The organism is Mesorhizobium sp. CA10, from assembly GCF_020165285.1.
In the GTDB taxonomy this organism is placed as follows: Bacteria; Pseudomonadota; Alphaproteobacteria; order Rhizobiales; family Rhizobiaceae; genus Mesorhizobium.
The window spans coordinates 192,371-204,453 of sequence record NZ_JAIUHV010000010.1; the positions used below are offsets into that span (position 1 = coordinate 192,371).

The following is a 12,083-nucleotide window of genomic DNA, read 5'->3' on the forward strand; positions in this document are numbered from 1 at the left end:
TCTCTGGCGCACGGCTAATCATCGGCCTATATTTGTCGACGGCGGTCTGCGCTTCCCGGCAGGAGAAACTTATCCCCGGGGCCTTATCGATCCTTAGGGAGCTGTCCCTGGGAAGACCCGTGGGTTTTCTCACACGGCGCCCACCTACTTTGTAGGCACCCGGGATCGACCTCTCCACCGGTTGCGTGGATCGTCGCTCTCCTGTTTTTCGGGAGACAAGCGTCTTCTCTGTTTTGACGCAGTTCGAGGAAAACCGCTGCGCACTTTTCCTCGAATTGCGCTGGAAAGCGTCGCTCCTAAATCTCCATCCAAATCTGACCTTTTCTAGCGTCGGCGCATGTCACCTTCCAAAGACCTGAAAAAACAGCTTCGCAAGGAGGCGCTGGCGCGCCGCGATGCGCTCGACGAGTTCTGGCGCGTCGAGATCGCGCTCGAAATGGCCGAGACCGCGAAGGAAAAAATCGACTTCGAGCCCGGCCGGGTCGTCTCCGGCTTCTGGCCGATGCGCTCCGAGGTCGATGTGCGGCCGCTGATGTTCGCGCTGCGCGAGAAGGGCGCAAGGCTCTGCCTGCCGGCGATCCTCGACAAGACCACGATCGTCTTTCGCGAGCTGGTGCGCGGCGCGCCGATGGTCGAGATGGGATTCGGCACGGTCGGGCCGCATGAAGAGGCGGAAGTGCTCGACCCGACGCTCATGCTGGTGCCGCTCGCCGCCTTCGACGGCCGCGGCCATCGTATCGGCTACGGCGCCGGCTATTACGACCGCGCCATTGCCAGGCTGGCCGACAAGGGCATCACGCCGAGGCTGATCGGCATCGCCTTCGATTGCCAGGAAGTCGAGCGGGTGCCGGATGAGAACCATGACGTCATCATTCCGGAAATACTGACCGAGAGCGGGTTGCGCCGGTTCACGACTTAACGCGGGCGCCCTCCTGGGCAAATACTACTGAATTCCAGTAGGCTGGCATGCTTGAATTCGAATGGGACGACCAGAAGGCGACGAGCAATCTTGCCAAGCACGGTGTGGCATTTGCGGATGCCAAACGACATCCATGCTCTGCATTATTCGGATCGCTCCATGGATTACGAAGAGGAGCGCTTCATTGGCATCGGAATCATCAATGGATTGGTGCTGACGGTGGTTTACACTGAACGCGGCGACCGAATAAGACTGATCTCCGCCAGAAAGGCGACGCGCCATGAGCAGAAAGCATATGACCAAGCACGCAGGGACTGAATCCGATTGGGAGCGTCTGCGCAGCATGAGCGACGCGGAGGCGGAGGCTGGCGCCCTGGCGGATAAGGACAATCCACCGCTCAGTACGGATCGGCCGGGAGTGGCATCTGTTGCCCGTGTCAAAGTGATCCGCCGGGCCTTGCATCTTACCCAGGAGGAATTTTCCGTCCGCTATCGCATTCCGCTCGGCACGCTTAGAGACTGGGAGCAGGGCAGAACAGAGCCGGACCAGGCGGCACAGGCCTATTTGCAGGTCATCGCCAAGGAGCCGGATACGGTGTCGCGGGCGCTCGGTACGCGCAGCGCCGCATGAGACTTCTCTTTCTCGGCGACATGGTTGGCAAAACGGGACGCACGGCAGTCTGGGAACAGCTGCCGGGGCTGATTTCCGACTTCAAGCTGGACTTCGTCATCGTCAATGGCGAGAACGCGGCCGGCGGGTTCGGCATCACCGAAGAGATCTTTCGCGAGACGCTCGCGGCCGGCGCGGATGTCGTCACCACCGGCAATCATGTCTGGGACCAGCGCGATGCGCTGATCTTCGCGCCGCGCGAGGAGCGCTTCCTGCGTCCCTCCAATTTCCCGAGGGGCACGCCTGGCCGCGGCTCGGGCGTCTATATCGCCCGCAATGGCGCGCGCGTGCTGGTCGCCAACATCATGGGCCGCGTCTTCATGCATCCCGAGCTCGACGACCCTTTCCAGGCCGGCGAGCGTGAGCTTGCCGCCTGCCCGCTCGGCGAGCAGGCCGATGCGGCCATCATCGATTTCCACGCCGAGGCGACCTCGGAGAAGATGTGCTTCGCGCATTTCGTCGACGGCCGCGCCAGCCTGGTGGTCGGCACGCATACGCATCAGCCGACCGCCGACCATCAGATCCTCAATGGCGGCACCGCCTATATTTCGGACGCCGGCATGTGCGGCGACTATGATTCCTCGCTCGGCATGGACAAGGAAGAACCGCTGAACCGGTTCCTTTCCAAGGTACCGAAGGGCCGTTTCGAGGCGTCCTCAGGACCCGCGACGCTCTGCGGCGTCGGCGTCGATATTTCCGACCGCACCGGGCTTGCCGAGAAAATCGCGCCGTTTCGTCGCGGGCCGCGGCTGGAAGAGACGGCGCCGTCCTTCTGGTCGTGACATTGATATAAGCGAGATCAATACCTAACTGGCGACGAAACCCGCGAAAACTGCTCTAGATCGTAGAGGGGACGACCTTCATGCAGCTTGTCGAATTTCTGGCGCCGCACTTTCATTTTGTTTCCGATCCGACTGCTTGGGTCGCGCTTTTGACGCTGGTGGTGCTCGAGATTGTGCTCGGCATCGACAATCTGATCTTCATCTCGATCCTGACCAACAAGCTGCCGGAGGCGCAGCGCGCCCGCGCACGCCGGCTGGGCATTTCGGCGGCGCTGATCATGCGACTGATCCTGCTCGCCACGATCTCGATCATCGTGCAATTGACGACGCCAGTGTTCACCGCCCTCGGCCACGGCTTTTCCTGGCGCGACCTGATCCTGATCGCCGGCGGCCTGTTCCTGGTCTGGAAGGCGACCAAGGAAATCCATCACACGGTCGACCCGCAGGATCATCAGGACACGATGGTCGGCGGCACGCTGCAGATGAGCCTTGCCGGAGCGATCTTCCAGATCCTCCTGCTCGACCTCGTGTTCTCGATCGATTCCATCATCACTGCCGTCGGCATGACCGACGAGATCGCCATCATGTATATCGCGGTAATCGTGGCGGTGAGCGCGATGATGCTGGCGGCGACGCCGCTTGCCAATTTCATCGCCAGGAACCCCTCTATCGTTATGCTGGCGCTCGGCTTCCTTTTGATGATCGGCATGACGCTGATCGCCGACGGCATGGGCTATCATGTGCCCAAGGGATACATCTACGCCGCCATGGGGTTTTCCGCGCTGGTCGAAGGCCTCAACATGCTGGCGCGACGGCGTAAGAGGCAGGGGTCGGGCGAGGGGCACTGAGGCTCGCCACCACGCCGGCGAGCCGCTAGGCCGAAACACCCTTCGGGTGACGGTCGCCGATCAGGCCGAGCGTCAGGCCCTGTTCTAGCCAGGCCTTGGCGCCGGCAAGCACCAGCGCGAAGCCGCCGGTGGATTCGACCGCCTGCTTGACCTGTTCGTCGGCGGAACCGGCGAAGCCGAAGTTGCGGATTTCGAGGAAGGTCGCTTCATCCGGCATCTCGGTGAATGCCCAGACGACGGTGGTCGGCGGATCGCTCCACTGCATGACGATCTTCTCGTTGGGGACGATCTCGCTCACCTCGACCTTGGTCGAGACGCCATACATGCGCCATTCCCATTCGACCAGCTTGCCCTCATTCAGGCGACCGCTGGAATGCGTAAACCAGAATTTCGTGGTGACCGCCGGATCGACGATCGCTTCGAACACCTCGGCGACCGGCCGACGGATCAGCATGGCGGTTTCGGCGATGGGAGATTCTCTGAGCTCCATACGGTTCTCCTTTCCGGCAGGATTCACCACGCGTCCGGCTCCCGCACCAGGTGAATGATGTTGGCCGGGTTGGTGATCCAGCCGCCACGAAAGCCTTCACTCAGAGGTTCTATTGCGTCGCAGCGCACGACACCGGCCCTGGCAAGATGCGAAGCCGCGCTCTTGAAGTTCGGTGTGAAAAGCTCCAGCCAGATTTCGGCCTGGCTCATCATCGGCGCCTCGTCGATCCAGAGGCGATTGGGACCGAGCTCGAAGCCGACCGCCGGCGCCTTGGCGGTGAACGGCTTCAGGCCGATGACGTCGCGATAGAAGGCGATCGTTGCCTCGTATTGGTGCGAGGGCACCTTCATGGCGATGTTGATGCCGCCGGTGATCTCGGTGTCCATTGCCGATCCTCTTGATTGCGTTGGATGCCGTTACGGCAGGTTGATCTGCCAGGAGACGCCGAAGCGGTCGTTGAGCCAAGCGAAACGCTGGCTGAAGCCGTAATTGCCGGTCGGCATCAGGAAGCCGCCACCCACGGAGAGAACGCCGACGATCCGCTCGAGCTCCTCTTCCGACGAGCAGTCGACAAAGAAGGAAAAGGACGGCGTGAAGGTAAAGGCGTGGTGGACGGGGCTGTTGTAGATCCTGACCTCGACGCCGCCGATCAATGCGCGCGCCAGCTTGAGCGTTCCTTCCGCCCCGTCCTCGCCCGAGCCATAGCGCGTGATGTCGAGCACACGGCTCTCCGGAATGGTCTCGCAATAGAGCGTCACGGCCTCCTCGGCCTTTCCCTCGAACATCAGGAATGGCGTTGCTTTCGTCATCGGGCGACCTCCTCCTGCCGAATATCGGGACCTGAATGTCGGCCTCAGATGTTGGTCTCGTTGGCCGGCTCGCCGCGCAGCTCGCTGCGGTAATAGCCGTCGCGCAGATTGATGCCATATTCGAGATAGGCCTTCATACAGGCCAGCATCTGCGACCAGCCCTCGCAGTTGAGGTAGGATTTCTTCAGGCCGGCCTCGCCTTCGTGCCAACCTTCTTCAGCGATGGTGACGAAAGTGCCGCCGTCCTCAAGCGGCTCGAAATTCATCTCGATGCGGGTCTTGTAGGCGGGCTTTCCATCGTCATCGGTGGCGTCCCAGCGCAGCACGATGCGCTTGTCCTTGGTTACCTCGTCGACCTCCACCGGCACGGACTTCCACCAGGTGACGGTGGTGCCGGTGACAAGCGGAGCCGAGGCGCCGCCGATTGTGGTGAAATAGCCGCTGAGCTTTGTCGGATTGACGACCGCGTCGAAGACCTCGGCGACCGGTTTGCCGATGCGTCCGGAAATCCTGAAACCAAGGGCCATATCCACAGCTCCTTCCTTGCTGCTTGAAACGATATGTTATAGAAATATAACATGTCAAGTCAAACCTCCGACGACCATGTTTTCAAGGCCTTGGCGCATCCGCGCCGGCGCGAATTGCTGGATCGCCTGAAGGATCAGCCGCAGACCACCGGCGCGCTGTGCGAGGCTTTCCCGGATATGGACCGCTGCACGGTGATGATGCACCTGAAAGTCTTGGAGGAGGCCGATCTGGTGGTGGCGAGGCGCGAGGGACGCGAACGCTGGAACCACCTCAATGCCTTGCCGATCAAACAGATTCACGACCGCTGGATCAGCCAGTATGCCGGCCACGCCATCAGCATTCTCGATCGGCTGAAGTCCGATCTGGAGGGGTGAACCGCCCTCTTCGGCGTTGGCATGACGGTGCGTCTGGACGAATTGAGCCGATTTATCTATAAGCCGGCCATTCCGCCAAAGAGCGCCGCGCGCCTTCGCAGGCATGCCCGGGGCGTTCTGAAAATTTGAATTCGAGCATTTTGCGGATGGCGAGCGGTCTCGCGCGCCGCGGTGCTCTAGCCGAACACGACAGGGGTGCCATGGCTGGCCATTCGCAGTTCAAGAATATCATGCACCGCAAGGGCCGCCAGGACGCGGTGCGGTCGAAAATGTTTTCCAAGCTGGCGCGCGAGATCACCGTCGCCGCCAAGGCCGGGACGCCCGATGTATCGATGAATCCGCGGCTTCGCCTGGCCGTGCAGAACGCCAAGGCGGTGTCGATGCCGAAGGATAACATCCAGCGTGCCATCAACAAGGCGTCCACGGGCGACGGCGAGAACTACGAGGCGGTGCGCTACGAAGGCTACGGCCCCGGCGGCGTGGCGCTGATCGTGGAAGTGCTGACCGACAACCGCAACCGCTCGGCCTCCAATGTGCGCGCCGCCTTCACCAAGGCCGGCGGAGCGCTCGGTGAAACCGGCTCGGTGTCGTTCATGTGGAACCGCGTCGGCGAGATCTATTACCCGGCCTCGGCCGGCAGCGCCGACAAGGTGATGGAAGCCGCGATCGAGGCCGGCGCCGATGACGTGGAATCGGACGAGGAAGGCCACACCATCTATTGCGCCTTCGAGAATCTCGGCGACGTTTCGAAGTCGCTCGAGGCTGCCCTTGGCGAGGCGGAATCGGTGAAGCCGATCTGGCAGCCGCAGAACAACGTCCCGGTCGACGAAGAGCGGGCGCAGTCGCTGATGAAGCTGGTCGCCACCCTCGAGGACGATGACGACGTGCAGAGCGTCTACGCCAATTTCGAGGTCGACGACGAGACGATGGCCAAGCTCAGCGCGGCCTGACCGGCCACGCGATACGATATGAGCGAGAAGCCGCTGCCCGTCATCCGCATCACCTATTGCACGCAGTGCCAGTGGCTGTTGCGGGCCGGCTGGATGGCGCAGGAGCTGCTCTCGACCTTCGGCACCGATCTCGGCGAAGTGACGCTTGTGCCGGGCACCGGCGGCATCTTCACCATTTCCTGCAATGACGTGCTTGTCTGGGAGCGCAAGCGCGACGGCGGTTTTCCGGACGCGGCAAAGCTCAAGCAACTGGTTCGCGATGTCATCGATCCCGACCGCGACCTCGGCCACGCCGATCGCAAGGATCGCAAAAAAGACCCCGCCTGATGAACTTCCCGAAAGTTGGACGCAACCTTCGGGGTTGCATTCGCGGGCTGCCGTTTTTCAGATCAATGCCATGATGAAGCAAGCCATCGCGACTATCGCGGTGACGGTGCGGACGTGATTCCACATCACCCACTCGTTCAGGTGGTTTGCCCACACGGCGGCGCCGTTGGCGCTGGCAGGATCGACGGCGGCTAAGGCTTCATTGAGCGGCACGTTGAAGACCATGGTCACGATCGGATTGCCGACGAAATAGATCACGGCACCGGCAAGCAGCCAGTAGGAGCCGGACTGGCTCCAGCCGAAGAAAACGCCGGCAATCAGCACGAGGCAGATGAGGCCGGTGCCGAACAGCGCCGTCATGAAGGTCGGCGTGATCACAGTGACGTTGATCGAATTCATCGCGGCGATGCCGCTTGGGACGGGCAGCCGGGCAAGTGCTGCCATGACGAAATTCGAGAAGGCGAAGAAGACGCCGCCGACGACGCCGGAGCCGATCGCGGCGACAAAGGTGAGGGTTGGAAGAAGTTTCATCATCTCAGTTGCTCCAGATGCCGGGTTTTGCTCGATTTCAAAATGCGAGTAATCCTCACATTTGCAAAACGTGATAAACCCTCGTATTTTGTGAGTCAAGCCGGTTTCCGAGAAATCGCCCAAGGAGAGAGAGCCATGGATGAGAAAACCGCCGCGAGGCCAAAACAGGCAGACATCGCTTCGCCGCGCCGGTCGCCGAGCCAGCAGCGCAGCCGCGAGCGGGTCGAGCGCATGCTTGCCGCCGCCTCGGCCTTGATTGCCGAGCAAGGCAGCGATGCGATGCGCATGGGCGAGGTGGCGGAACGGGCGGGGGTGTCGATTGGCTCGCTCTACCAGTTCTTCCCGGACAAGCGGGCGATCGTCTGGGCGCTGGCCGAGCGCTACACGGCCGAAAGCCAGGCCTGCATTTCCACGGCGCTGAAGGATGTCGGCGACAAGCACGGTCTTAGGCAGGCGTTTTCGGAGCTGGTCGATATCTATTACCGGCTGTTCCTGGCCGAGCCGGTGATGCGCGACATCTGGTCGGGCACGCAAGCCGACAAGGCGCTGCGCGAACTGGAGCTCGCCGACAGTCGCGCCAATGCCGATTTCCTGCTCGCGGTGCTGAAGCGGATTCGCCCCGATGCCGATCCGATCGAATTAGAGACGGCCGCGTTTCTCGTCTGGCAGATGGGCGAGGCCGCGGTGCGGCTGGCTATCTCGGTCGAGCGGGACGAGGGCGACAGGCTGGTTGAGGCCTACAAGCGCATGGCGCTGAGAGAGCTGGTGGGCGAGTAGGAACGGTTCCGCAGCGTCGCAAGACTTGGGTTCCTCGCCCCCGCCAGGGGCGGGCGAGAGGTGTCCGCGAAGCGGACGGAGCGGGGGCCTTCGTAGGGCGCTCCCCTCTCCGTCTCGGCTTCGCCGAGCCACCTCTCCCCACTTCGTGGGGCGAGGAACCTTGAACTTTCAAGCGCCGGCGCTGCCCCTCATCCGCCCTTCGGGCACCTCCCGTAGAACGGGGAGAAGAACGAAACTGGCAACAAAAAACCCGCCTCGAAGGCGGGTTTCTCGAAATCTGCCGATGTATCCGGCTTAGAGGCCGAAACCCTCGAAACGCTTCTTGAACTTCGACAGGCGGCCGCCGCGGTCGAGCAGGGTCTGCTGGCCGCCGGTCCAGGCCGGGTGCGTGGTCGGGTCGATGTCGAGGTTCATCGTATCGCCTTCCTTGCCCCAGGTCGAACGGGTCTGGTATTCGGTGCCATCGGTCATGACGACCTTGATGGTGTGGTAGTCGGGATGGATATCGGCCTTCATTGTCGTGTTTCCTGGCTGCCGGCGCTGGCAACGGGCCTGAAGGCCTGCGTCGATGCGCCCCTTTTTAAAACTCGAAGCCGCAGCTAATGAAAAGCCACGGCTTCTAAAACGGTCGGCGAGCCTATACATCAGCCGGAATTGAATCACAAGGCCGCGGCGGGCGCATATTGAAGCGCGGTCTCGCCAAGCGGCCAGAGGAAACGCTCATGGCGGAAATCGGTGGCAGCGCAAGCGAGCGCAGACGCTCGGTCCGGCCGCTCCGCAGCCTCTTTCCGTACGTTACCCGCTACCGGAAGCTGGTAATGGGCGCCGTCATCTCGCTGATCGTGGCGGCAGTGACGACGCTTGCCCTGCCGATGGCCGTGCGGCGCATGATCGACCATGGTTTCCAGGCCGCTAGCTCCACCTTCATCGCGGAATATTTCGCGGCGCTGGTTCTGATGGCGGCTTTGCTGGCTGCCGCTTCGGCCAGCCGCTACTATTTCGTCATCACGCTCGGCGAGCGGGTCGTGGCCGACATTCGCCGCGACGTCTTTTCGCATGTCACCACGCTGTCGCCGGCGTTTTTCGATCGCGCGCATTCGGGCGAGATCGTGTCGCGGCTTGCCGCCGACACCACGCAGGTGAAGTCGGCGGTCGGCGCAACCGCTTCGGTCGCGTTGCGCAATCTCATTCTCGGCCTCGGCGCGGTGGCGATGATGGTGGTCACCAGTCCGAAACTTTCCGGCCTGGTCATTGCAGCCATTCCGGTGATCGTGCTGCCGCTGGTCGCCTTCGGCCGCTCGGTGCGGCGCAAGTCCCGGCAAGCGCAGGACACGCTCGCCGAGGCCACCGCCTATGCCAGCGAGCAGATCGGCGCAGTGCGCACGCTGCAGGCCTTCACCAACGAAAAGCTCGTCACCGGCCGTTTTGCGGACGCTGTCGACGCCGCCTTCGAGGCGGCGCGCGCATCGGTGTTCGCGCGCTCATTCCTCACCTTCTTCGCCATCTTCATGATCTTCTCCTCGGTAGTCGCGGTGCTGTGGTTCGGTTCGCGCGACGTGCTTGCCGGCACGCTGTCGCCGGGCACGCTCGGCCAGTTCCTGCTCTATTCGGTGTTTGCCGCCGGCGCGCTCGGCGCGCTGTCGGAGGTCTGGAGCGAGCTGTCGCAGGCAGCGGGCGCCGCCGAGCGGCTGACGGAGATCCTGGCAGAGACGCCGGCGATCCGGCCGCCGGTCGATCCGCTTCCCTTGCCGGCAACGGCCAAAGGCGCGATCAGCTTCGACAACGTGTCCTTCTCCTATCCGGCGCGGCCGGACCGCGCCGCGGTGCATGGCCTGAGCTTCCAGGTGAAGCCAGGCGAGACGGTGGCGATCGTCGGGCCTTCGGGTGCGGGAAAAAGCACCGTCTTCTCACTGATCCTGCGCTTCTACGATCCCGAGACCGGCCGCGTCGTCATCGACGGCGTCGACGTGCGCGAGGCCGATCCGGCCGCGATCCGCCAACGCACCGCGATCGTGCCGCAGGACGTGACCATCTTCGCGGCGAGCGTCCGCGACAATATCGGCTTCGGCAGGCAGGGCGCCAGCGGTGCCGAGATCGAGGCCGCGGCCAAGGCAGCGCTTGCCGACGAATTCATCGCTAGGCTCGACAAGGGCTATGACAGCCAGGTCGGCGAGCGCGGCGTGACGCTGTCCGGCGGGCAGCGCCAGCGCATCGCGATAGCCCGCGCCATCCTGCGCGACGCGCCAATCCTTCTGCTCGACGAAGCGACCTCGGCGCTGGACGCCGAGAGCGAGACGCTGGTGCAAAGAGCGCTGGAGCGGCTGATGCGCGGCCGCACCACCATCGTCATCGCGCACCGGCTGGCGACCGTGCTCAAGGCCGATCGCATCCTGGTCATGGACGGCGGGCGCATCGTCGAGGAAGGCACGCATCAGAGCCTGGTCGCCAAGGGCGGCATCTACACGCGGCTCGCCAAGCTGCAGTTCGAGACCGGAGCCAGCGCCTTCAAGGGCGCGGCGGAGTAAGCACGCCGCACTCAGCTGGTTTCGACCCGCGGGTCAGTTGCCGTAGCGCCTGCTCAAGTGCTCGGTGAAGTAAGCAGCGTTGAGCTTCTCGCCGGTGGCGCGTTCGAGCAGGTCCGGCGTCGACCAGCGCGAGCCCTGCGACCAGATCTTTGCGCGACGCCACTCGTTGATGGCGGTGAAATCGCCCTTGGCGAGATCCTGGTCGGCGGACGGATGCTCCCTTGTCAGAGCCGCCCATTGCTGCGCGGCCATCATGGCGCCCAGCGTATAGGAGGGGAAATAGCCGAAGGCGGCACCCGGCCAATGCACGTCCTGCATCGGGCCGTCAGCCGGATTATCGATGGTCGAGAGCCCGAGATAATCGCGCATCTTGGCATCCCAGGCCTGGGGCAGGTCGGCGACCTCCAGGTGGCCGGACACGAGCTCCTGTTCGAGTTCGTAGCGCAGGATGACATGCAGCGGATAGGTGACTTCGTCGGCGTCCACGCGGATCAGGCCGCGCTCGACATGGTGGACATGCGGCAGGATGTCGTCGATCGACCAGGCTTCGCCGAGATGTTTCTCGACCACCGGCAGCGCCCAGCGCCAGAAGGCCGGGTTGCGGCCGATCTGCTTTTCGACAAACAGGCTTTGGCTCTCATGCACGGCCATGCCGCGTGCTTTGCCGAGCGGCCAATGTGACCAGGTTTTCGGCAGGTTCTGCTCGTAGAGGGCGTGGCCGGTCTCGTGCAGCACGCCCATCAGCGCCGACAGGAAGTCGGAGGTCTTGTATCGGGTGGTGATGCGCACGTCGGTCGGCACGCCGCCGCAGAAGGGATGATGCGATACCGACAGCGAGCCGTGGGTCAGGTCGAAGCCGACGGCAGCCATCATGGCAAGGCCGAGCTCGCGCTGGCGCTCGACGGCATAGCTACCGGAGAGCGGCTTCAGCGGGTGCTTCGCCAGCCGGGCATCCTGCACGGCCAGCGCATGCGGCAGGAAGTCGCGTAGGAAGGCCTTCAGCTCGGCAAACACCGGCGTGATGTCGGCGGCGCGGTTGCCGGGATCGTACTGTTCCATCAGCGCGTCATAAGGGGCGAGGCCGAGCGCGTCGGCGCGCAGCGCCGCTTCCTCGCGCACCAGGGTCACGACGCCTTCCAGCGCCGGCAGGAAGCCCGCCCAGTCGTTCTTGGCGCGCAGGTCGCGCCAAAGCTGCTCGGAGCGCATGCGCGCCACCGTCTGGCGCTCGACGAATTCGACCGGCAGACAGGTGAGATTGGTGTATTGGCGGCGCAGTTCTCGCACCGCCGCCTGCTGCTCTTCGCCGAGCGGCTCGGCTTCGGCCGCTGAAATCCAGTCGCCGATTTCGGGCGCTGTGGCCTGGCGGTGCAGCATGCCGGCAAGCGAGGACATCGCCTCGGCGCGCTTCTCGCCGCCGCCGACCGCCATATGCGTTGCTTCGTCGGCGCCGAGGATCGCCAAGGCATGCTCCAGCGCTTCGAGCTTGTGGCCGAGTTGGTCGAGTTTCTGGAAGGACATGGCGGGTTCCGGCTGCAAAGGGGCTGGCGCGAAAA

17 protein-coding genes and 1 other RNA gene are annotated in these 12,083 nt (G+C 63.4%); 11 read left to right on the plus strand and 7 right to left on the minus strand.

Translation table 11 applies throughout. The annotated features are described in order from the left end of the window. Positions 1-40 precede the first annotated feature (40 nt). The 6 genes from ssrS to LB535_RS21225 all read left to right on the plus strand — a co-directional run bounded on the left by ssrS (position 41) and on the right by LB535_RS21225 (position 3,219). A non-coding RNA gene (gene ssrS / locus LB535_RS21200) (6S RNA) lies at positions 41-196 on the plus strand. A gap of 141 nt (positions 197-337) precedes the next feature. Continuing rightward, positions 338-919 (plus strand): 5-formyltetrahydrofolate cyclo-ligase, encoded by a 582-nt coding sequence (locus LB535_RS21205; RefSeq protein ID WP_224546703.1) that lies wholly within the window; start codon positions 338-340, stop codon positions 917-919. Positions 920-1,078: 159 nt separating this feature from the next. Beyond that, on the plus strand, positions 1,079-1,237 hold the full coding sequence (locus LB535_RS21210) for a BrnT family toxin (RefSeq protein WP_263490871.1): 159 nt from the start codon (positions 1,079-1,081) through the stop codon (positions 1,235-1,237). Next, entirely contained in the window at positions 1,215-1,550 is a 336-nt protein-coding gene (locus LB535_RS21215) for a helix-turn-helix domain-containing protein (RefSeq protein ID WP_224633574.1), read from the plus strand. Before LB535_RS21210 ends, LB535_RS21215 begins: the two co-directional genes overlap by 23 nt. Continuing rightward, positions 1,547-2,371 (plus strand): YmdB family metallophosphoesterase, encoded by an 825-nt coding sequence (locus LB535_RS21220; RefSeq protein WP_095767248.1) that lies wholly within the window; start codon positions 1,547-1,549, stop codon positions 2,369-2,371. The genes LB535_RS21215 and LB535_RS21220 overlap by 4 nt, the downstream gene beginning before the upstream one ends. A gap of 80 nt (positions 2,372-2,451) precedes the next feature. Beyond that, the gene (locus tag LB535_RS21225; RefSeq protein ID WP_095767249.1) at positions 2,452-3,219 is read left to right on the plus strand and encodes a TerC family protein; all 768 of its coding nucleotides are present in this window, start codon (positions 2,452-2,454) and stop codon (positions 3,217-3,219) included. 25 nt (positions 3,220-3,244) lie between these two features. Here LB535_RS21225 and LB535_RS21230 read toward each other — a convergent pair whose 3' ends face one another. From LB535_RS21230 to LB535_RS21245, 4 genes are read right to left on the minus strand one after another with little or no spacing between them, the layout of a single operon-like run. Further along, positions 3,245-3,709, minus strand: coding sequence for an SRPBCC family protein (locus LB535_RS21230; protein WP_224633575.1), 465 nt, complete (start codon positions 3,707-3,709; stop codon positions 3,245-3,247). A gap of 23 nt (positions 3,710-3,732) precedes the next feature. Then, the gene (locus tag LB535_RS21235) at positions 3,733-4,095 is read right to left on the minus strand and encodes a hypothetical protein (protein ID WP_224633576.1); all 363 of its coding nucleotides are present in this window, start codon (positions 4,093-4,095) and stop codon (positions 3,733-3,735) included. Positions 4,096-4,125: 30 nt separating this feature from the next. Further along, positions 4,126-4,518: a VOC family protein gene (locus LB535_RS21240; RefSeq protein WP_224633577.1), complete on the minus strand. Its 393-nt coding sequence runs from the start codon at positions 4,516-4,518 to the stop codon at positions 4,126-4,128. Between the two features lie 44 nt (positions 4,519-4,562). After that, positions 4,563-5,045: an SRPBCC domain-containing protein gene (locus LB535_RS21245; protein ID WP_095767252.1), complete on the minus strand. Its 483-nt coding sequence runs from the start codon at positions 5,043-5,045 to the stop codon at positions 4,563-4,565. A gap of 51 nt (positions 5,046-5,096) precedes the next feature. Between LB535_RS21245 and LB535_RS21250 the strand changes: the two genes are divergently transcribed. The 3 genes from LB535_RS21250 to LB535_RS21260 all read left to right on the plus strand — a co-directional run bounded on the left by LB535_RS21250 (position 5,097) and on the right by LB535_RS21260 (position 6,697). After that, positions 5,097-5,420 (plus strand): ArsR/SmtB family transcription factor, encoded by a 324-nt coding sequence (locus tag LB535_RS21250; RefSeq protein WP_224633578.1) that lies wholly within the window; start codon positions 5,097-5,099, stop codon positions 5,418-5,420. A 200-nt stretch (positions 5,421-5,620) separates the two neighbouring features. Beyond that, entirely contained in the window at positions 5,621-6,370 is a 750-nt protein-coding gene (locus LB535_RS21255; protein WP_224608798.1) for a YebC/PmpR family DNA-binding transcriptional regulator, read from the plus strand. An 18-nt stretch (positions 6,371-6,388) separates the two neighbouring features. After that, entirely contained in the window at positions 6,389-6,697 is a 309-nt protein-coding gene (locus tag LB535_RS21260) for a SelT/SelW/SelH family protein (RefSeq protein WP_095767254.1), read from the plus strand. Between the two features lie 57 nt (positions 6,698-6,754). Here LB535_RS21260 and LB535_RS21265 read toward each other — a convergent pair whose 3' ends face one another. Beyond that, positions 6,755-7,231 (minus strand): DUF1772 domain-containing protein, encoded by a 477-nt coding sequence (locus tag LB535_RS21265; protein WP_224633579.1) that lies wholly within the window; start codon positions 7,229-7,231, stop codon positions 6,755-6,757. Between the two features lie 132 nt (positions 7,232-7,363). Between LB535_RS21265 and LB535_RS21270 the strand changes: the two genes are divergently transcribed. Next, a complete protein-coding gene (locus tag LB535_RS21270; RefSeq protein WP_224633580.1) occupies positions 7,364-8,005 on the plus strand; it encodes a TetR/AcrR family transcriptional regulator in 642 nt (213 codons plus the stop codon). A 294-nt stretch (positions 8,006-8,299) separates the two neighbouring features. Here the strand turns inward: LB535_RS21270 and rpmE are convergent, their stop codons facing one another. Further along, complete coding sequence (rpmE, locus tag LB535_RS21275; RefSeq protein ID WP_027166741.1) at positions 8,300-8,521, minus strand: 50S ribosomal protein L31; 222 nt, start codon at positions 8,519-8,521, stop codon at positions 8,300-8,302. 206 nt (positions 8,522-8,727) lie between these two features. Between rpmE and LB535_RS21280 the strand changes: the two genes are divergently transcribed. Further along, a complete protein-coding gene (locus tag LB535_RS21280) occupies positions 8,728-10,530 on the plus strand; it encodes an ABC transporter transmembrane domain-containing protein (protein ID WP_224633581.1) in 1,803 nt (600 codons plus the stop codon). 33 nt (positions 10,531-10,563) lie between these two features. On the opposite strand, the gene LB535_RS21285 is transcribed toward LB535_RS21280, so the two are convergent. After that, entirely contained in the window at positions 10,564-12,048 is a 1,485-nt protein-coding gene (locus tag LB535_RS21285) for a carboxypeptidase M32 (RefSeq protein ID WP_224633582.1), read from the minus strand. Positions 12,049-12,083: the final 35 nt, after the last annotated feature.

Bases quoted from the DNA above. Each gene is read 5' to 3' on its own strand.
- LB535_RS21205 (WP_224546703.1), top strand. From the start codon at position 338: ATGTCACCTTCCAAAGACCTGAAAAAACAGCTTCGCAAGGAGGCGCTG.
- LB535_RS21210 (WP_263490871.1), top strand. From the start codon at position 1,079: ATGGATTACGAAGAGGAGCGCTTCATTGGCATCGGAATCATCAATGGA.
- LB535_RS21215 (WP_224633574.1), top strand. From the start codon at position 1,215: ATGACCAAGCACGCAGGGACTGAATCCGATTGGGAGCGTCTGCGCAGC.
- LB535_RS21220 (WP_095767248.1), top strand. From the start codon at position 1,547: ATGAGACTTCTCTTTCTCGGCGACATGGTTGGCAAAACGGGACGCACG.
- LB535_RS21225 (WP_095767249.1), top strand. From the start codon at position 2,452: ATGCAGCTTGTCGAATTTCTGGCGCCGCACTTTCATTTTGTTTCCGAT.
- LB535_RS21230 (WP_224633575.1), bottom strand. From the start codon at position 3,709: ATGGAGCTCAGAGAATCTCCCATCGCCGAAACCGCCATGCTGATCCGT.
- LB535_RS21235 (WP_224633576.1), bottom strand. From the start codon at position 4,095: ATGGACACCGAGATCACCGGCGGCATCAACATCGCCATGAAGGTGCCC.
- LB535_RS21240 (WP_224633577.1), bottom strand. From the start codon at position 4,518: ATGACGAAAGCAACGCCATTCCTGATGTTCGAGGGAAAGGCCGAGGAG.
- LB535_RS21245 (WP_095767252.1), bottom strand. From the start codon at position 5,045: ATGGCCCTTGGTTTCAGGATTTCCGGACGCATCGGCAAACCGGTCGCC.
- LB535_RS21250 (WP_224633578.1), top strand. From the start codon at position 5,097: ATGTCAAGTCAAACCTCCGACGACCATGTTTTCAAGGCCTTGGCGCAT.
- LB535_RS21255 (WP_224608798.1), top strand. From the start codon at position 5,621: ATGGCTGGCCATTCGCAGTTCAAGAATATCATGCACCGCAAGGGCCGC.
- LB535_RS21260 (WP_095767254.1), top strand. From the start codon at position 6,389: ATGAGCGAGAAGCCGCTGCCCGTCATCCGCATCACCTATTGCACGCAG.
- LB535_RS21265 (WP_224633579.1), bottom strand. From the start codon at position 7,231: ATGATGAAACTTCTTCCAACCCTCACCTTTGTCGCCGCGATCGGCTCC.
- LB535_RS21270 (WP_224633580.1), top strand. From the start codon at position 7,364: ATGGATGAGAAAACCGCCGCGAGGCCAAAACAGGCAGACATCGCTTCG.
- rpmE (WP_027166741.1), bottom strand. From the start codon at position 8,521: ATGAAGGCCGATATCCATCCCGACTACCACACCATCAAGGTCGTCATG.
- LB535_RS21280 (WP_224633581.1), top strand. From the start codon at position 8,728: ATGGCGGAAATCGGTGGCAGCGCAAGCGAGCGCAGACGCTCGGTCCGG.
- LB535_RS21285 (WP_224633582.1), bottom strand. From the start codon at position 12,048: ATGTCCTTCCAGAAACTCGACCAACTCGGCCACAAGCTCGAAGCGCTG.